The sequence below is a fragment of the Flavobacterium salmonis genome, assembly GCF_903819435.1.
GTDB classification, from domain to species: Bacteria; Bacteroidota; Bacteroidia; order Flavobacteriales; family Flavobacteriaceae; genus Flavobacterium; species Flavobacterium chungangense.
In genome coordinates this window covers 14,519-32,119 of sequence record NZ_CAIJDP010000074.1, presented here as the reverse complement: position 1 = coordinate 32,119, position 17,601 = coordinate 14,519, and the positions used below count along the sequence as shown (strand labels likewise).

17 protein-coding genes and 1 tRNA gene are annotated in these 17,601 nt (G+C 35.4%); 12 read left to right on the top strand and 6 right to left on the bottom strand.

Annotated elements, in window-relative coordinates; all coding sequences use genetic code 11:
* The first annotated feature begins 1 nt into the window (after position 1).
* The 7 genes from FLACHUCJ7_RS14605 to FLACHUCJ7_RS14575 all read left to right on the top strand — a co-directional run bounded on the left by FLACHUCJ7_RS14605 (position 2) and on the right by FLACHUCJ7_RS14575 (position 7,989).
* Positions 2-2,464, top strand: a complete 2,463-nt coding sequence (locus FLACHUCJ7_RS14605) for a DNA translocase FtsK (protein ID WP_180909395.1) — start codon at positions 2-4, stop codon at positions 2,462-2,464.
* 7 nt (positions 2,465-2,471) lie between these two features.
* Positions 2,472-3,164, top strand: a complete 693-nt coding sequence (locus FLACHUCJ7_RS14600) for a LolA family protein (protein ID WP_078227997.1) — start codon at positions 2,472-2,474, stop codon at positions 3,162-3,164.
* Positions 3,165-3,172: 8 nt separating this feature from the next.
* On the top strand, positions 3,173-4,627 hold the full coding sequence (locus FLACHUCJ7_RS14595) for an LptF/LptG family permease (protein WP_180909394.1): 1,455 nt from the start codon (positions 3,173-3,175) through the stop codon (positions 4,625-4,627).
* A gap of 2 nt (positions 4,628-4,629) precedes the next feature.
* Positions 4,630-5,760, top strand: coding sequence for a 3,4-dihydroxy-2-butanone-4-phosphate synthase (gene ribB / locus FLACHUCJ7_RS14590; protein WP_031453675.1), 1,131 nt, complete (start codon positions 4,630-4,632; stop codon positions 5,758-5,760).
* A 1-nt stretch (position 5,761) separates the two neighbouring features.
* Complete coding sequence (locus FLACHUCJ7_RS14585) at positions 5,762-6,160, top strand: acyl-CoA thioesterase (RefSeq protein ID WP_180909393.1); 399 nt, start codon at positions 5,762-5,764, stop codon at positions 6,158-6,160.
* A 138-nt stretch (positions 6,161-6,298) separates the two neighbouring features.
* A tRNA-Ser gene (locus FLACHUCJ7_RS14580) sits at positions 6,299-6,383 on the top strand.
* A 292-nt stretch (positions 6,384-6,675) separates the two neighbouring features.
* Positions 6,676-7,989 carry a site-specific integrase gene (locus tag FLACHUCJ7_RS14575; protein ID WP_180909392.1) on the top strand — a complete coding sequence of 438 codons (1,314 nt, stop codon included), beginning with the start codon at positions 6,676-6,678 and terminating at the stop codon, positions 7,987-7,989.
* Between the two features lie 26 nt (positions 7,990-8,015).
* Here FLACHUCJ7_RS14575 and FLACHUCJ7_RS14570 read toward each other — a convergent pair whose 3' ends face one another.
* Together FLACHUCJ7_RS14570 and FLACHUCJ7_RS14565 are read right to left on the bottom strand one after the other, a co-directional pair.
* Positions 8,016-8,339, bottom strand: a complete 324-nt coding sequence (locus tag FLACHUCJ7_RS14570) for a hypothetical protein (protein WP_230408838.1) — start codon at positions 8,337-8,339, stop codon at positions 8,016-8,018.
* The gene (locus tag FLACHUCJ7_RS14565) at positions 8,332-8,601 is read right to left on the bottom strand and encodes a MerR family transcriptional regulator (protein WP_180909391.1); all 270 of its coding nucleotides are present in this window, start codon (positions 8,599-8,601) and stop codon (positions 8,332-8,334) included. The genes FLACHUCJ7_RS14570 and FLACHUCJ7_RS14565 overlap by 8 nt, the downstream gene beginning before the upstream one ends.
* A 1,367-nt stretch (positions 8,602-9,968) precedes the next feature.
* Between FLACHUCJ7_RS14565 and FLACHUCJ7_RS14560 the strand changes: the two genes are divergently transcribed.
* Together FLACHUCJ7_RS14560 and FLACHUCJ7_RS14555 are read left to right on the top strand one after the other, a co-directional pair.
* On the top strand, positions 9,969-10,505 hold the full coding sequence (locus FLACHUCJ7_RS14560) for a hypothetical protein (RefSeq protein WP_180909390.1): 537 nt from the start codon (positions 9,969-9,971) through the stop codon (positions 10,503-10,505).
* 441 nt (positions 10,506-10,946) lie between these two features.
* Positions 10,947-11,165, top strand: a complete 219-nt coding sequence (locus FLACHUCJ7_RS14555; RefSeq protein ID WP_180909389.1) for a hypothetical protein — start codon at positions 10,947-10,949, stop codon at positions 11,163-11,165.
* Here FLACHUCJ7_RS14555 and FLACHUCJ7_RS25625 read toward each other — a convergent pair.
* Together FLACHUCJ7_RS25625 and FLACHUCJ7_RS14545 are read right to left on the bottom strand one after the other, a co-directional pair.
* Positions 11,141-11,350 (bottom strand): DDE-type integrase/transposase/recombinase, encoded by a 210-nt coding sequence (locus tag FLACHUCJ7_RS25625; protein ID WP_394367949.1) that lies wholly within the window; start codon positions 11,348-11,350, stop codon positions 11,141-11,143. The two genes, FLACHUCJ7_RS14555 and FLACHUCJ7_RS25625, sit on opposite strands and share 25 nt — an antisense overlap.
* A gap of 217 nt (positions 11,351-11,567) precedes the next feature.
* Positions 11,568-11,744 carry a hypothetical protein gene (locus tag FLACHUCJ7_RS14545; RefSeq protein ID WP_180909387.1) on the bottom strand — a complete coding sequence of 59 codons (177 nt, stop codon included), beginning with the start codon at positions 11,742-11,744 and terminating at the stop codon, positions 11,568-11,570.
* A 135-nt stretch (positions 11,745-11,879) separates the two neighbouring features.
* Here FLACHUCJ7_RS14545 and FLACHUCJ7_RS14540 point away from each other — a divergent pair, with 135 nt between their 5' ends.
* Positions 11,880-13,157, top strand: a complete 1,278-nt coding sequence (locus FLACHUCJ7_RS14540) for a glycosyl hydrolase family 18 protein (protein ID WP_180909386.1) — start codon at positions 11,880-11,882, stop codon at positions 13,155-13,157.
* A 333-nt stretch (positions 13,158-13,490) separates the two neighbouring features.
* A complete protein-coding gene (locus tag FLACHUCJ7_RS14535) occupies positions 13,491-13,817 on the top strand; it encodes a hypothetical protein (protein WP_180909385.1) in 327 nt (108 codons plus the stop codon).
* Positions 13,818-13,918: 101 nt separating this feature from the next.
* On the opposite strand, the gene FLACHUCJ7_RS14530 is transcribed toward FLACHUCJ7_RS14535, so the two are convergent.
* Both FLACHUCJ7_RS14530 and FLACHUCJ7_RS14525 read right to left on the bottom strand, forming a co-directional pair.
* On the bottom strand, positions 13,919-14,902 hold the full coding sequence (locus FLACHUCJ7_RS14530; RefSeq protein WP_180909384.1) for a nucleotidyl transferase AbiEii/AbiGii toxin family protein: 984 nt from the start codon (positions 14,900-14,902) through the stop codon (positions 13,919-13,921).
* Positions 14,902-15,627 (bottom strand): DUF6088 family protein, encoded by a 726-nt coding sequence (locus tag FLACHUCJ7_RS14525; RefSeq protein WP_180909383.1) that lies wholly within the window; start codon positions 15,625-15,627, stop codon positions 14,902-14,904. The genes FLACHUCJ7_RS14530 and FLACHUCJ7_RS14525 overlap by 1 nt, the downstream gene beginning before the upstream one ends.
* A 1,076-nt stretch (positions 15,628-16,703) precedes the next feature.
* Between FLACHUCJ7_RS14525 and FLACHUCJ7_RS14520 the strand changes: the two genes are divergently transcribed.
* Positions 16,704-17,504 carry a hypothetical protein gene (locus FLACHUCJ7_RS14520; protein ID WP_180909382.1) on the top strand — a complete coding sequence of 267 codons (801 nt, stop codon included), beginning with the start codon at positions 16,704-16,706 and terminating at the stop codon, positions 17,502-17,504.
* The last annotated feature ends 97 nt before the right edge of the window (positions 17,505-17,601 follow it).

The window sequence follows — 17,601 nt, the reverse complement described above, 5'->3', positions numbered from 1 at the left end:
AATGGCAAAAACAACCAAAAAAGAAACTACAGACAAAAAAAACGAACCAAAAGCGGATACTAAAAGATCCTGGAAGCTATCCAAACAACAAAAATTTGTTTTAGGCTGCCTTTTGGTACTATTTTCTATCGCATTATTAGTTGCATTTATTTCTTTTTATGTCAACGGACAATGGCAAACAGATCAAAGTGCCGTAAGTCATCTGGAAGATCGTACTGAAGTGGTGCAAAATTGGCTCGGAAAATTCGGAGCTTATCTTGCCGACTTAATTGTATACAAAGGTTTCGGTATTGCTTCCTTCATTTTTGTACGTCTATTTTTCCTTACCGGATTATTTTTGGCCTTGGAAATGTCAACCAAAAAACTAAAAGGCACATGGTTTTGGGATTTATTTGCCATTATCATTGTTTCTGTATTGTTTGGATTCTTTGCTACTTCAGCACCTGAATTAGGAGGAACAATTGGATACGAACTCAATTTATTTCTTCAAGATTACATCGGAAAAACAGGAACTTTACTAACACTGCTTTTTGGATTAATTGTCTATCTGATTTTTAAAATCAAAGTATCTCCTGAAAAAATTCAGTCCTATTTTGATTCCACTAAAAATGAATTAAAATCTGAGCTGGATTCTATCAAAAAACAGCAACAGCATCAGGAACCTGAAAGCGCCTATAATCTGGAAGAGTTTGCTATTGAGGAAGAAGATCCGGAATTAGACAATATACATTTAAAGAAAGACGATACGAAGTTTGAAATCAACAAAGAGGCTTTAAAACCGACTATTACAAATTCATCAGAAATTGATTTAAATCCAATTTTAAAGCCGGTTGAAATGAATATAAATCCGGCAACAGAATCACCGGTTCATCACAACGAAGAATTTGTTATTGAAAAAGCCGAAGAAGAAGATATTATAGAGGAAAACCTGGCTTCAAGATTAGTTGCTGATTTCGGATTATTTGACCCAACTTTGGATTTATCAAATTATAAATTTCCGACAATCGAGTTATTAAAAGAATACTCGACCGGAGGAATTACAATCAACCAGGAAGAATTAGAAGAAAATAAAAATAAAATTGTAGATACACTTCGTAACTACAAAATAGAAATTGCACAGATAAAAGCAACCGTTGGACCATCGGTAACTTTATATGAAATTGTACCCGAAGCCGGAATCAGGATCTCTAAAATAAAGAGTCTAGAAGACGATATTGCCTTATCACTTTCTGCATTAGGAATTCGTATTATTGCACCAATTCCCGGAAAAGGAACTATTGGTATTGAAGTTCCAAATAAGACTCCTACTATGGTTTCTATGAAAAGTGTTATTGGATCTGCTAAATTTCAGGAAGCCGAAATGGAACTTCCAATTGCTCTGGGCAAAACGATTTCAAACGAAACTTTTGTTGTGGATTTAGCCAAAATGCCCCACCTTTTGATGGCAGGTGCTACTGGACAAGGAAAATCTGTTGGATTGAATGCGGTTTTAACTTCCCTTCTGTACAAAAAACATCCGGCAGAAGTAAAATTCGTTCTGGTCGATCCGAAAAAAGTCGAACTTACACTTTTCAATAAAATTGAAAGACATTATTTGGCCAAACTACCGGATACGGAAGATGCTATTATTACTGATAATGCAAAAGTTGTCAACACCTTAAATTCGCTTTGTACCGAAATGGACAACCGTTATTCTTTATTAAAAGATGCAATGGTTCGTAATATTAAGGAGTACAACGAAAAATTCAAGTCCCGAAAATTAAATCCGGAAGCCGGCCACCGATTTTTACCTTACATTGTTTTGGTGGTAGACGAGTTCGCCGATTTAATTATGACTGCAGGTAAAGAAGTTGAAATTCCTATCGCCCGTCTGGCTCAGTTAGCTCGTGCGATTGGTATTCATTTAATTATTGCCACACAAAGACCTTCGGTAAACGTTATTACCGGTTTGATTAAAGCCAATTTCCCTGCGAGAATTGCCTTTAGGGTAACTTCTAAAATTGATTCCAGAACAATTTTGGACACACAAGGAGCCGATCAGCTAATTGGTCGTGGAGATTTATTATACTCAAATGGAAACGACGTTATCCGTGTTCAGTGTGCTTTCATTGACACTCCTGAAGTCGAAAAAATCACAGATTTTATTGGCTCACAAAAAGCGTATGCCACAGCTTATTTGCTTCCGGAGTTTGTTGGAGAGGAAACTGGCATCAATCTTGATATGGATATTTCTGAAAGAGATACTTTATTTAGAGAGGCAGCAGAGATTATTGTCAATGCACAACAAGGTTCAGCTTCATTATTGCAAAGGAAATTAAAATTAGGCTACAACAGAGCTGGTCGTTTGATTGATCAATTGGAAGCAGCCGGAATTGTTGGCCCTTTTGAAGGCAGTAAAGCCCGAAACGTAAATATCCTAGATTTAAGTGCTCTTGATCAATTTTTTAATAATGAACAAAATTAACCCCATCATGAAAACGAAAATTCAGGAAATCACAAACAATTCTATCATGAAAATGAGTAAAAAGTGTCTGCAAATAGCAATTTTATTGCTTTTAAGCTTTACTTCTGTTCAGGCTCAGGATAAAAAAGCCAAGGATTTATTGAACCAGGTAACCGCAAAAATAAAAAGCTACAACAATATTTCTATTGATTTTAAATACTCTTTAAACAACGCCAAAGAAAACATTAATCAGGATAGTAAAGGAAATGTAATTATGAAAGGCAATCAATATGTATTGAATTTCATGGGCGTTACTAAAATATTTGACGGACAAAAGACATACACCATTGTTCCTGAAGACGAAGAAGTTACTATTTCTAAAGTAAACGAAAAGGATGATAATGCGATCACCCCTTCAAAAATGCTTACTTTTTTCAATTCAGGTTATAAATACAACATGGATATTGTTCAAAATGTAAAAGGAAGAAAAATCCAATATATCAAATTAGTACCAACTAGCGGAAAAGATCAGCGAAAAGAAATCCTTTTAGGGATTGATGTGCAGACCAAACACATCTATAATTTGATTGAAACAGGAAAAAATGGTACAAAAACCACTTTAACCGTTAATTCTTTTAAAACCAATCAGCCTTTATCAAAAAATCAATTTACCTTTGTGGCGAGTAAATACCCAAAATACTACATCAATAAATTAGATTAATTACAAGGTTGAAAATTTTAGACAAATACTTACTAAAAACATTCCTGATTACATTTACTACGGTATTTGTAATCCTTTTTTTTATATTCATACTTCAAACGGTCTGGCTTTTTATTTCTGAATTAGCCGGTAAAGATTTGGATTTGATCTTAGTTGTAAAGTTCCTGCTTTTCTCAATGCCAAGGATTATCCCGCTTGTTTTGCCTTTATCGGTTTTATTGGCTTCAATAATGACTTTCGGTAATTTGGCTGAAAATTACGAGTTTGCAGCCATGAAATCTTCAGGTATTTCCCTTCAGAGAGCCATGAGAGTTCTCATTATTTTTATCTTATTATTAAGTATTGTTGCCTTTTGGTTTTCTAACAATGTAATCCCTTTTGCCGAATATAAATTTGTTAATTTCAGAAAAAACATCGCTCAGGCCAAACCCGCAATGGCAATAGCAGAAGGGCAATTTAACGATGTTGGCTTCTATAATATTAAGGTAAATAAAAAATCCGGAGAAAACGGAAATATTTTAACCGGTGTTACCATTCATGAAAAACCTTCAAATATGGGGGAAAACAAAACGGTTATAAAAGCTAAGAATGGAGAATTAATAAGCAGCGAGAAATCCAGTATCCTTAAATTAGTGCTTAATGACGGCTATTATTATCAGGATGTTACTCCAAAAAAATATGAAGACAGGGCGAAATTACCTTTTGTAAAAGGAGCTTTTAAAAAGCAAATTATTAATATAGACCTATCAGAATTAAACAAAACAGATACTGAAAACGAAAACATCAACAGCACCAGCAGTATGCTAAATGTTAATGAATTGCGTTACACATTGGATTCATTAAATAAAAACAGAGACAATGAAGTTGTTTCCTTTACTGAAAACATAAACCAGCGTGTAGGCTTATCAAAATTTGTTGCAGTTATAAAAGAAAAAAAGAAAAAAAAGTCATTACCCAACAACCTTTTGTCACTTTACGATACTAAACAAAAAAAGGCGATTTTAGATATGGCAAGCAGTAATATGACCAGCACTATTTATTCTATAGAATCGACTCAAAAGGAATTAAAAGACAAACAACGTGACATCAATAAACATCTATCTGCACTTTACGAAAAATTTGTTATTGCGTTTGCCTGTTTTCTAATGTTTTTTATCGGTGCACCCTTAGGGGCTATTATTAGAAAAGGAGGACTTGGCTTACCTATTGTATTTGCGGTTTTAATATTCATTACTTTTCATTTCATCAATACTTTTGGAAAAAGATTATCACAAGAAGGCGGAATGACTCCGTTTCTGGGAGCCTGGATGTCTTCGATTATATTATCTCCACTAGCAATTTTATTGACCTATCGTGCTACAAACGACAATGGCTTAGTCAATTTTGATGCCATAACAACTCCTGTTCAACAACTATTTCAGAAAATTTCCGAGAGGTTTTTTCCTTCTCAAAACCCAAAATAATTATGTCAACAAAAATACAACTCAATACCATTGAAGAAGCTATAGAAGATATTCGTCAAGGTAAAGTCATCATTGTAGTCGATGATGAGGATCGCGAAAACGAAGGAGATTTCCTCGCTGCAGCCGAAAAAACAACTCCGGAAATGATCAACTTTATGGCTACCCATGGTCGTGGCTTAATTTGTACGCCTCTTACTGAAAGTCGTTGTAAGGAACTTGATTTACGTCCGATGGTGACCAACAATACGGATCATATGGAAACTGCTTTTACCGTATCTATTGATTTAAAAGGAAACGGGGTTACAACCGGAATTTCTGCCGCTGACAGGGCAAAAACGGTTTTATCATTAGTAGATCCGAATACCAAACCGCATGAATTAGCCCGCCCGGGACATATTTTCCCTTTAGTTGCCAAACAAGGTGGTGTATTACGAAGAACTGGCCATACAGAGGCCGCTATAGATTTTGCAAGACTTGCAGGTTTTAAATCGGCTGGGGTTATTTGTGAAATCCTGAATGAAGACGGAACGATGGCACGTTTGCCACAATTGGTTGAAGTTGCCAAAAAATTCAATCTGAAATTGGTTTCTATTGAAGATTTAGTCGCCTACAGAATGCAACACGACAGTCTGATCGTTAAAAAAGAAGATTTTGATATCGAAACCCGTTTTGGCACTTTCAGATTAAGAGCTTACGAACAAACCACTAATAAACAAATACATATTGCCTTAACCAAAGGTACGTGGAATTTAGGCGAATCCATCTTAACCCGAATCCATTCTTCTCAGGTTAATAATGACTTATTGGGTACTCTAACCAATAATGTCGATCAGCAATTGGATGATATGTTTAAGATCATCAATGAAGACGGTAAAGGTGCGGTTATTTTTATCAATCAGGATATGACTGCTGTGAATCTTTTAAACCGAATCTCTGAGTTGAAAGCCTTACAGGCAGCAGGAACCATGAAAGCCCCTAAAGTGGTGATAGACACTAAAGACTATGGTATCGGTGCCCAAATTTTACATGATCTTGATATTTCAAAAATTAAACTGGTTTCTAATACCCAGCAAACCAAACGCGTTGGAATGATTGGTTACGGATTGGAGATTACTGAATATGTGAACTATTAATATGGGGACAATAGAAGAAAGAATCATAAAATCAGAAACCCGTATTTTTAAAGCTGTTTTTCCTAGTACGACCAACCATTACGATACTTTATTTGGAGGTACAGCACTTCATCTGATGGATGAAGTTGCTTTTATCTGCGCGACACGATTCAGCCGAAAGAAGGTGGTGACTATTTCTACAGGTCAAATTGATTTTAAAAAAGCAATTCCGGCCGGCACTTTAATCGAATTAGTTGCAAAAGTGGATAGTGTTGGAAGAACAAGCTGCAAAATTCATGTAGATATTTTTATGGAACAAATGTATTCGGAGCTTCGCGAAACGGTAGTTTCAGGAACTTTTTCGTTTGTTGCCGTAGATGAAAACAAAAAACCAACGCCGATTTTAGACGATTTAGAATAATTTTTAAAAATTTACACTTTCGTAAATACTGATAATTAGACACTTGAAAATCTATCAAAAAAAGTTCTAAAAAAGTTTCCAAAACCGAAAAAGCGTCTTATATTTGCACTCGCAATCAGTAAATGATGGCAACATACTGGAGAAATGGCAGAGCGGTCGAATGCGGCAGTCTTGAAAACTGTTGACTGTAACAGGTCCGGGGGTTCGAATCCCTCTTTCTCCGCGAAGGACCGAAAACAGAGGAAAAACAAGATTTTCAAAGTTTTCAAAAAAGGCCAAAAAGAGCGGTAAACCCTGCAAATCCAACGATTTGCAGGGTTTTTTCTTTTATACCGCTTTTCAATATTTATAAAATCGAACAAAAACTTTGTGGCGCATTCGTGGCGCATTTTCAAAGTTCAAAGTTGCGCCACAAAATTTCATCTTAAGTCCCGATATCAAAGGGGTTAAGCACGTTTACATCTTGTTTAAATGAGGTTATAATTCTACATTTACTAATCTAATAAAGTTGAATTATGCTAGAGAACAGCTTTGGGTTGATTTTCTTTTTGAAAGCACCCCGCCACAATGAGAGTAACATTAGAAGTGTCTATTTCAGGATAACCGTTGACGGAATCCCGAAAGAAGCATCCACCAGACGCCAGTGGGACACTGAGCGCTGGAACAAGAAAACCGAAAGAGCAACAGGCACAAAAGAAGATGCAAAATCCCTGAACTTTTTTCTGGATTCACTCACTGCGAAAATCCATGAAATCAAAGCCAAAATTATGTACACCGGAAAACCAATAACTTCCCAAAAGATTATGGACCATGTCATGGGAAGAATAACTCCCAAAGCCAAGGTGCTGGAAGAATTTCAAAAACACAATGATGAAATGAAAGCCCTTATTGGAAACGGATATACAGAAGCCACACTGGAGAGATTCAATATCACTAAAAATCACCTAACGGCTTTCATTAAATTAAAATACAATGCTGTTGATTTTGAATTTGCTGATTTAAATTTTGAATTCATAAAAGACTTTGAGTTCTATCTTCGCACTGTAAGGAAATGCGCAAATAATACGACACTTAAATACATTGCCAACTTCAAGAAAATTGTAATACGGGCAATTGATAAAGAAATCATCATCAAAGATCCATTTAAGAGTTTTAAAGGAAAGAAAACTAAAATCGTAAAGAAGCCTATATCCGCAAATGAATTAGCCCAGCTGGAGAAACATCAATTTTCAACTGACCGGCTTAACACCGTACGTGATATATTTGTTTTCCAGTGCTACACGGGACTTGCTTACATTGATGCTTTTCAGCTCCAAAGAGCTGACATAAAAGACGGTGTTGACGGAAATCAGTGGATTTTATCTGAAAGACAGAAAACCAATTCTACGGCAAGAATTCCGCTTCTTCCAAAAGCGATCGAAATTCTTGAAAAATACAAAGACCATCCGCTCTGTCTTAAGCGCGGAACTGTACTGCCAGTCTCTTCTAATCAGAAAATGAATGAATACCTTAAAGAAATTGCATCTCTATGCGGTTTCCCATTTACTCTGAACACACACATGGCCCGCAGGACATTTGGAAGCACAGTAACATTGAACAATAACGTCCCCATTAATGTAGTAAAGGAAATGCTGGGACATTCATCAGTCAAACAGACAGAATCTTACGCTATTACAGAGCAGGCTACTATAGGCCGGGAAATGACGCTGCTGAATAGAAAACTAAACCCTGAAAAAACCGAAATTTCAATGGAAGATTTGACTGCACTGAGCAGACTCGAGAAAGAAATAGAAATAATTAAAGAGAAATATAATATTTCATCATTATAGAGACAATAATTAAAACGTAAAAGAGGTTATCTCATATTTCGAGATACCCTCTTTTTAATTAATTCAACCTCGCTCCTACTGCCTGGATGATAAGAAGGCATATATTTTATATAGCCAAAATTCTGAAGCTCTTTAAAGTATTTGTGATAAGTAGGCAGTGTATTTATGTGCGAAAGCATCATAATACTTCTCCGGTTGACTTTGACTCGTCGCCTCTCCCCTTGCCTATATCCCAGATTTAGAATTGCTGTTAAAATTGCAAGATGCCATACATTGAGCTTTGGATCGTCTAGACAAATAGATAAATAGTTCATTATTTTAACTTCAAATTTTTCATTTACTTTATTCATCAGAAAAAAGTTTTAGAAGATCTTCCTTATTGTAATAATATGAGCCCAGAACTTTTTTAAAACGCACCTTCTTTGAGATTCTAAGATTCTGCACTGAACCCGCAGAAATATCCAGTAACTTTCTTACAGCTTTACTTTTCAGCCATTCAGGCTGCAAAATTTCAGTTATTCCATTATTACTCTCTCTAATAATAGTTCGCATATTGTCTAATAACAGCAAACCAAACTGCCTTAAATCTTCTTTAGTGATAATTTCCTCCATAGCACAATTTTATTTCTACATTATATCATTTAGAATGACATAACGAAAGTAATGCATCAACAAACAAGTAATCAATTTAATGCTTTGAATGGCGTTTTTTGACTTTAATTGGCTCTTTCCATTTAAACAAATTAATTAAACCTTTAATCTATCCCCTATCTTTATAGAGCTCTTTTACATTTAAAAATATAATTAAATCGTTATTACGTCGCGATTGCGATCGGTAAGACCGCAGGTTCGAATGGAGCCACCCCGACTAGAAAGCCAAATGGCGCCACTTAAAGACAAATGGCGCCATTTTTTTGTAAGGTTCTAATTTTTATTAAAACATATTTTAGGAAGATAAAATATTAAATTAGGAGTGGACATCTTTTTTTCCATAAAAACTTAAGGCGGTTTTTTAGAAATATTTTACCAGTCTAAGTTTTACGGCAAAATCGTGGAACATGCTGTTTTTACAAACAAAAATTCCATCAAAATTAAGACCTAACGAGTTTAGTTTCGAATATATTACATCTCTAAAAATGTCATAAATATTAGTGCTTTGAGTTTTGTGGCATAATCGTGGCACATGAAATTTTTGAATAATAGAAATCCAGCAAAACCAAGGTCTAGCGAGTTTAGGTTCGAAACTTATTAGGATTTCAACAATAGTCAAAATAGTGGCAGGAAAAGTAAGATAACTGATTCACAGCTATTACCTTTTATTTAAGTAAATAAATTACAAATTTTCTAATCCTATTTTATTGCAAGACAGGTCCCTGTGTTTTTGTTCTTGATTGATTTTCTGCTTCTGCAGCCGAACACCTTATTTGTTTTTTTTGAATGGAAGCAATAACAGCTTTGTGAAAGAATTGTGGCTTATGGTATTTTAAAAAGAAAATTGAGTATTGATTACAAGTACAGCAATTGGGTTCCAATATGCAGTTCTCCAAAACAAAACAGGGCTGGTCAGCAGCCTTAGCCCCGATGGCAGTGAAAATCCTTTTGTGCCGGGTTTCGGCACAAAAGATTGCTTCGCCAGTTCGCTTGCGCTCGGGTGAAGCGTACAGCGGGAATAGCTCCTAAAAATAACATCAAACCTAAAAAAAAAATAATATATACAATCCACGATAATCACTCCAAATCAGATTCCCCCGGCAGTTCCTGATACTGGACTCATCGAGCCTAAAACTAAATCAGCTGATTTCCAGCAATAGCAAAAACAGCACGAGAAGTAAAATAACTTGAGAGCTATTGCTGCACAACTATTAGATTTACTATATTATAGTTATATTCGCCAACAAGCTTACTGCCTGCACAAAGCCGGCTAAAAAAGCCCTATTGGTGCCAATTATGGCTGGTATAAATTAGTTGTCTACAATACTATGAAAAGAACTTTAAAGATACTGCTGATACTAATTTCAGCTTTGAGTTATTCACAAAAAAACCCGGAATCCGACGTTTTTAAAAAAATCATTGACCACCAAATTGGAAAGCGTACACGAGGAATATATGTTCAATGTGAAAAATCTAAAACTAGTTTTGAGCAGCTAATTTTCAAAGAGGAAACAGGGCTTGAAGTCCCTGAAAACATACTAAAAGAAATTGAAGCAAACGCTGTAAAAAGCAGTAATGGCATTTGGAATTCAGAATTAATAAACCAACTGAATTACGGCCCTGATTTTATTGAAAACCATAAATTTATGACTAAAAAAGACGCCGAAGAACTATTTGAAAAAACAAAGAAAAGACAAAACATAATTGCTGTAAGCCAGCCTGTTTTTGACAATAATTACGAAAATTGTGTTGTTTCTGTTATTTATTGGAAATTTACAGACAGCGCGACTGGAAGTAAATATTTTCTGAAAAAAGTTTACGGGATCTGGACAATAATCGGTATATATGAAATTTGGATGACTTAAGAAAGTACTGTACATAACAGCTACAACGGAATTGGCTATCTTTTTAATCAAATTAAAAATCAAACTGATAATTCCTTATACTTTGGATTACAGAAAAGCAGCAGTGATACCCTAATTAGCCCCGATTGCTTCTCCAGTTGGCTGACGCTTGGGTGCAGCGAATAGCGGGAAAAGCTCCAAAAAAGTAATATTAAACCTAAAAACTAATATTTTATACAATTCACGATGCTAATCATCCGAATTAGATTCCGCAAGCAATTCTTACTACCTCGATGTATCTCAGCGATAATCAACAGCATCAAAAAAATACAGCCCGGCTGTAAATTATATAATAAAACAAGGGCAATAATCCCTTAATTTTGCTCTTTACAATGCAGCATTAAAAAGCATAAAACAACAATAACACTTAAGTACCTGCAGCTGCTCTGTAGAGTAAGAAAAATGAAGAAGTTTGAAATTGCAACTACAGACCGCGACAAGTGGCTGGTATCGCACAATGAGTTCCCAAAATCCACTTCCTCCTTTGAGGATAAAAAATACAACTACGAAAGAACCATTACAGGACTTTCTGACCCGTCAGCAGACCTGAAAGAAATTCAGCTATTGCTGAAAATGGAAAAATGGCTAAAGCATTATCATAAGGAGAAAATAAACGGATGATACCGGAAAATGAAACAGCGGTATTGCTGAGCGCTCATTCTCTGGCTTTTTCCGGTCAAAAGAAAGTCTATTGTATTGCCTAGTTTATCAACCGATCTATATAAATAACACCAAATACTTTTTACTTTGATAGAGGTTTCATCCAATCTCCAACTCGCCTCCACTCTGCCTTTTCTCTTCTTCATCGCTGACTCAAGCAAAGGTGTAAACTTAAAAACCCGGCGATGAATAGTAGCATGATCAACAGAAACTCCTCGCATTTTCATGATCTCTTCAACATCCCGATAGCTTAATGTAAACCTAAGCTTAAAATATACGGCCTGCAGTATAATAGACTTCGGATAGCAATTACCTTTAGTATTCATGAGTTTAAGAATTTAAAAAGGCAAAGATAAAACGTAGCTAGATGCGACAGAACCTGAATACTTCTTCTAAAGGAGCTTCTTTAAAAAGCAATTCTAAAATTCGGTTTTTTAAAAATCCATAAGACAAATTTGTGTTTATTTTATAATCTAATTTTGTGTTTTGATTCTTAACCTTTAATTCTTCTTCTAAATCGTTTAAAATAATTAACTGCATCTTATTCCAAGATTATGCTTACTCATACATTAGAAAATCGTACTCATTACATTTTTTGCATTATAAAAGCCTATTAGTTGGTATTTTTAATAAAGAAATTAAAAACTAGGTAGAAAACTCTAAAATTCTAATCACATGAAAAGCAAAAAAAACTTTACCGGCGCCATCGGTGCGTGGCTGACTAATGAGCTACATCCAGCAAACGCGACCTACAGCTCACCCAACAGCAATTTTAGTTCTATTAAGCTCAACGGGATATACAGCACCCTTGATTACCTGAGCATCGGCTGGTTTGGAGTGGATATGAGTAACCCTAGCAGTCCCACCCTGCAAACCAGTAACACATATCTTGCACAACAGGTTTTAGATGCCCGTGCACAAAACCCGGACATCACCATATTTGCTTTACTGGCCTATACCCAAGAAATCACCAACGATCTCCAAACGATCATCAACAACCCCGCCCTGCTGACCACTTTTGCGACAAATGTTGCCAACTTTCTGGCTAACAATGACCTCAATGGTTTCGACATTGATTGGGAACAGCCCACGAGCCAACTCTCCCATAAGCAATGTGGCCAATGGCTCAACGCATTGGGTAAGGCTTTCGGGGATACCTATTATCTGGCCATTTCGGCGAGTTCTAACCAGTCCGGTAATGTCAACAACCTGAATGCGGATGCTGTGAATGCCAATGTGGATGTGTTCAATTTGCAAAGTTACTGGGTTAGCGATCCTAGCGTATTTATTGCACACGGTATCAATGCCGATCTATTGGGATTCGGTGCTTATTTAGAAAGTGGTGTCACTGCGCTTTATGCTTCTCAGCAATACGCTGCTGGGATTCAGTACCAGAGTAAGCAATACCTCTACCAAACTATGATGAGTTGGCGGCTTGATTCTTCCAACTGGCCTTTCGAGCAAAGTCAGCAACTATTGATGCTGCCATACCTGACCGGCCAACCGGATGTGGTTGTGTTCGACGATGGAGCCATCTTGAATGCGCAAACTACTCCTACTATTATCCAAAGTATCGTTATCCGTAGCGGAGATGTTGTGGATGCCATCCAATGTACCAATGCCAGCAGCGACGGCTCGTATGTGGTACAACTATTACAACACGGTGGTGATGGCGGCAATGGGAATAATCCGATCAATCTCACAAATGGCCTCAACGCTTTCAGTTACGTAACAGGCTATTGGTACGGACAAAATGTGGTAGTTCAAATCACCATCAACGGCACAAGTTATCCCGCCACCATTAATCCCAATGTAGTTGATCCACAAAATTTTCAGGTGACTGCTCCTGCGGGTAGAACTATTATTGCATTCAGTGGACAAACCTGTTATGTGAATTTGGCAGGCGGAGGTTTCAGTTGGGTGTTATCGCAGATCAACGGAGTATTCGGTTAGTGATTTTTTTATTCCCTCTGGTGCTCGTATGCAACGAGTGCCTACATAATATTTAAAAGATAATTGTAGCTTTTGTAACGCGGGCTAATAAAAAAAGGTTCTTAATACGTTTTATTAAGTAGTAAGTATCTAAAAAGCCACATTGCAAACGCTTTGATTTAGTTTATATAAGTAAAAGGGTACTCGTTCAAAACAATCAACAGATTGAGTTTTTACAGGAAGTTATTTTTGTAGTTTAAATCAGCTATATTTACGTTCAAAATAATAAAAAATGGAGGTTTTGAGACAAACTAACGTTAGCGAGCATAAGGACAAAAATCGTGTAAAAAACGAATGAAAAAAAATAATAAAGCAACTTTTTCGTGGATATTTATGGTATTATTCTATTTGGGATATACATATTTCATTTTTGCTAAACCCAACATAATTGAAAGTAAAGACTTAATTGAAATTAAAGCGGAACTAGCTGAACTGCCTATTTATTACGAATCTACAGGAGACAATGTTCCTTCGCTAGATTTTAAAATTGTGGGTACACCAACTAATTTTACGATAAAATCTTGTGGTTTGCAAAACTTAAACTTGAGTCAATTTGAAAATATGAAATTTAGAGATTCAATATCATTTCTAACAAATAAGTTTTTTACCTTTTTAAAGTAAATCCGTTTAGTTTTTTGTTTAAAATAAATCACTCAGACAATTCACTTTTTTCAAATCTTTGAATAATAAATGTTTGCCAGCGCTTAATTTTTTCTGAAATATTATTTTGTTATCGGCCAATCCATTTTCTGAATTCTCCCAGATAGAAACATCAGAGTCTCCAAAACTTCACCCTCCTTTGGAAGTTCACCAGTCACCATTTCTTTAAACGAAGAAGTATAAATTTTCTTTAATTGTTCCCAAACAGCTGCAGTACTTTTAAATAATAGTGCGTCTCCAGGGTGCACATATAGCCAGTCTTTATTGTTAGGAATGGCCTTATCATCATCGAGTCCGACCTGCAGCAGCATTTGGTCAAATTCTTTTGAAGCAGTGAATTCTTTAATTTTGTCCTGCTTTAACAGCAGATGAAGATCATAAGTGTGGCGCACCTTTTTAGACAATTCTTCAAGGGGGTTTTCCGTATGTGAAAAACGTACCAGACTGATAATTTTTTCGCAGAACGTGCGTTCAATTCCCAGCGCCGTAACTTGAAAATCCTCAAGCCCGAATCTTTCAATAAGTTCAGGAGTCTGGCTTTGTTTAATATATTCTGCTATCAAGCTGCAGATATATGTGGTCTGGCGGGGCTCAGAACTTCCCATATGAGAAACCTCAACCACAATAAATTCTCCAACCTCACCATACTGTCCTTGCATGCCCAGCTTGGAAAAAGAATATACTATTTTACGAATGCTCCCTTTTTTATTTGTACCGGGATGATCCTCAACAGGATTTAGTATCGAATCATCTGTTATATTCGTTACTTCTTTTAGTTTATTTTTTAATGCGTTGCCAGAATCACCAGGCTCTTTTATAATTATGAGATCAATGTCTTCAGAGAACCTGTGAATAATTTTATAACATTTGGAAAGGGATGTTCCGCCTTTAAAAACAATATTGTCTTTTACTGCAGACGAAAACAGCTCTTTTAGTGCAAATGTAACCCAGTAATCTTTCTCTATTAAAATCTCTGAAACTTTAAAATGCTCCGCCGCAATTACAATGGCTCCTTCAAAACTGTCTTTATCTAAATGTAAATTCATTATCCTATGTTCCAGTAATTAATAGTAGGCAGTAATTCCGCAGTAATCCCATACTGGTAACGGCTTGCTGGATTAATTGATGCCTTTAGCTTCTTTAAGTCTCCGAAATCCTTTATATCTTCCAGCACCGCTCCAAGCAGCGCTCTTACTTTTGGAGGATATGAAATCCCGTAAGATACCAGCTTTTTAATCTCATCATTTTTTAAACGACCTATTTCTTTTTTTAAATAGGTAAGTCCGTCTTTGGCCTGCATATCTGGAATAGAATTAAAATCTTTCATAACATCCAGAATCTCAAGATAACGAATCTTATCAGGTGTAACCTTAACATAACTCTTCGCAGGTTTTACAGCCATACTCCCAGCACGTCCTTTTATCTGCCTGCTCTGAGAGGCAACACGCACTGCATTTGTAACCTGTGTAGTCAGCCCCAGCCTATTATAAAGCCTTGTGCCCGTAACATAAGCAGTCTGTCTACTGTCCTCATACAAATACAATCCCAGCAGCGCTTCTTCCCTGGGTTTCTGTTCGCCGAACATACTTATTTTGGGTTTATAATAATATCCCTTTCTTGCTCTTTTAACTATACCTCTAGAAGTCAGTCTGCCAAGCGCTTTTGCTCCTGCCAGTAATTCATCAGCAGAAAGACCAAGTGCAGCATATCCAAATACCTCTCCCGGCGCAATCTGTTTTACTTTACGTTCTATTTTATCTGCTACTGTCATAATAACTACAAAGATATGCAATTATACATCAATTGTCAAGTTTTTTCCAACTTTTACTTGACACAAGAAGAGGCATAATAAACAAATAAATGTGGAAGAACAAATCCTAAAATAAGCCATATAGTGTTTAATTTTTTGTAAAATAAGCGCTTTATAAATGCAAAAATTTGTGTGGAGTAGTTATTGTAGTGCTGATTAGCTTTAAAAATTTGTATAATAAGCACCTTAAAAATGGGAAAATTTGTGTTCACTAGCTAATTTAGGATTGATTAGCTTTAAAAATTGGTAAAAACCAATCTATATTCAAAGGTTAATCTTAAATTTCTTCATCACATAAATAACTTAAAAATGTTTTGTTAGTGATGTCATAAAAATTTGTATTTTGCTATGCAATTAACTAAAGATTACAACACGTTGTTAAACAGTGGATTACGAGTAAAAAAATGACAATTTGAAATTTGTGGCAGAATCGTGGCAAATGGTGTTTTTGAAAACGAGAAACCTAGCGAAATCAAGGTCTGGCGAATTTAGGTTCGAAACTATTATAAAACTTCACTAATTATCATTTTATTTAAGAGATTCAATTTCACGTCATATTTAAGCAACAGCTTAATTGAAATCTAAATCTCTTGTTTTTATTTCCATTTAAATTGTTTTCGCACTATGCTGCCAGTTTAAATCAGGCCAGAATTTGGTTTATTTCTCTTTAGATTATTTTAAATCTGCAAAACACTTAATATAGTCTTACATTCTTAACATCAGGTATTTATACTTGTTTTTTTATTATTAATTAATCTGATATTTGTTTGGTCCTATAAATAATATTGCCTTTTTATTTCATGGAATTATTTATTGTGAGGATAAAGGAGGTATTAAAAAAAAATAGAAACAGAATCGCTCTTATAACTAAACCTAAGGCTTTTGGTTAAAGATCACTTGCTGGCTTTAGTTATTCAAATTAGAATTATAAGAAACGATTAATATTGAAATCATATAAATGGTTTGATCAGATTTCATTTTTGATATCAGAAGTTTATGTTCTTAAATTTTACATATAATTATTAAATTCATATCTTATGAAAAGAATCTTACCTACGTTATTCTTATTATTTTGTTTCGAGTTTTCCAACTCTCAAATGGTTTTATTTACTAAAAAATACTATGTTACTGGTGAGCCAGTAAAAGCAGTAGTTACTGGTGATCTGCTGGGAATTGAAAATGGTATAAAGAAGAGTTCATACTCTTCAGTGCCAGGATCAATCGAATTAGGTTCTGCTAGTAATGCAGGATTCTATCGTGTTGATTTTAAATTTAACAATAATATATCGAAAAATTATCTCATTGCAATTCTTTCTGGTAACCAAACCGCTCTGGAGGACTATGTTATTGAATTGCCAAGTAATACCATAAACATTCCAAATAATATTGTAACAAATATATTCAGGTATTTCAAAAATGAAAATGAAAAGCTATTGGAAGTCACTAATAAAGCTGTAAAAAAGTTTGGTGCTGAAAATGCTGTCGGTGTGATTCTGAATGCAAGCTTTTGTATTACTACTATTTCTGGCCAACCATCAGTTTTTGCAATTTGTAAAAGTCTTTCTTCATCTAACTTAAAGAAGTTGGGACTAATAATGATGCAGACATACCTTGAGGATATGAAGTTCAAGAATTATATATCGGAAAAAGAATACAATACAATTTACGGAGCGTTAGCACTAAGCCAAATTGGAGCGGTCCTGAGCAGTAACTGCAGTATCTTGTTCAAATCCCTTAAAGTTCTTGCGGAGGATCCAAATCTAAAAGTTGCTATCGGATATTTTGAACAACAATGCAAAACAACGGTGGTTATTATTGAAAAGGCAGCCATTCATTAAGATTTTTGCAGTTGCGGGCTGACAGAATAGAGTGTTAGTACAAAGTATGCCGGCGGTTATCTCATTTGTAATATCATAATACTATTTTAAAAAAAAA

Excerpts from the sequence above, each read along its gene's own strand:
- FLACHUCJ7_RS14570 (WP_230408838.1), bottom strand. The coding sequence starts at position 8,339 with ATGAATAAAGTAAATGAAAAATTTGAAGTTAAAATAATGAACTATTTA.
- FLACHUCJ7_RS14575 (WP_180909392.1), top strand. The coding sequence starts at position 6,676 with ATGCTAGAGAACAGCTTTGGGTTGATTTTCTTTTTGAAAGCACCCCGC.
- FLACHUCJ7_RS14560 (WP_180909390.1), top strand. The coding sequence starts at position 9,969 with ATGAAAAGAACTTTAAAGATACTGCTGATACTAATTTCAGCTTTGAGT.
- FLACHUCJ7_RS14600 (WP_078227997.1), top strand. The coding sequence starts at position 2,472 with ATGAAAACGAAAATTCAGGAAATCACAAACAATTCTATCATGAAAATG.
- FLACHUCJ7_RS14520 (WP_180909382.1), top strand. The coding sequence starts at position 16,704 with ATGAAAAGAATCTTACCTACGTTATTCTTATTATTTTGTTTCGAGTTT.
- FLACHUCJ7_RS14540 (WP_180909386.1), top strand. The coding sequence starts at position 11,880 with ATGAAAAGCAAAAAAAACTTTACCGGCGCCATCGGTGCGTGGCTGACT.
- FLACHUCJ7_RS14565 (WP_180909391.1), bottom strand. The coding sequence starts at position 8,601 with ATGGAGGAAATTATCACTAAAGAAGATTTAAGGCAGTTTGGTTTGCTG.
- FLACHUCJ7_RS14585 (WP_180909393.1), top strand. The coding sequence starts at position 5,762 with ATGGGGACAATAGAAGAAAGAATCATAAAATCAGAAACCCGTATTTTT.
- FLACHUCJ7_RS14535 (WP_180909385.1), top strand. The coding sequence starts at position 13,491 with ATGAAAAAAAATAATAAAGCAACTTTTTCGTGGATATTTATGGTATTA.
- FLACHUCJ7_RS25625 (WP_394367949.1), bottom strand. The coding sequence starts at position 11,350 with ATGAAGAAGAGAAAAGGCAGAGTGGAGGCGAGTTGGAGATTGGATGAA.
- ribB (WP_031453675.1), top strand. The coding sequence starts at position 4,630 with ATGTCAACAAAAATACAACTCAATACCATTGAAGAAGCTATAGAAGAT.
- FLACHUCJ7_RS14555 (WP_180909389.1), top strand. The coding sequence starts at position 10,947 with ATGAAGAAGTTTGAAATTGCAACTACAGACCGCGACAAGTGGCTGGTA.
- FLACHUCJ7_RS14545 (WP_180909387.1), bottom strand. The coding sequence starts at position 11,744 with ATGCAGTTAATTATTTTAAACGATTTAGAAGAAGAATTAAAGGTTAAG.
- FLACHUCJ7_RS14525 (WP_180909383.1), bottom strand. The coding sequence starts at position 15,627 with ATGACAGTAGCAGATAAAATAGAACGTAAAGTAAAACAGATTGCGCCG.
- FLACHUCJ7_RS14605 (WP_180909395.1), top strand. The coding sequence starts at position 2 with ATGGCAAAAACAACCAAAAAAGAAACTACAGACAAAAAAAACGAACCA.
- FLACHUCJ7_RS14530 (WP_180909384.1), bottom strand. The coding sequence starts at position 14,902 with ATGAATTTACATTTAGATAAAGACAGTTTTGAAGGAGCCATTGTAATT.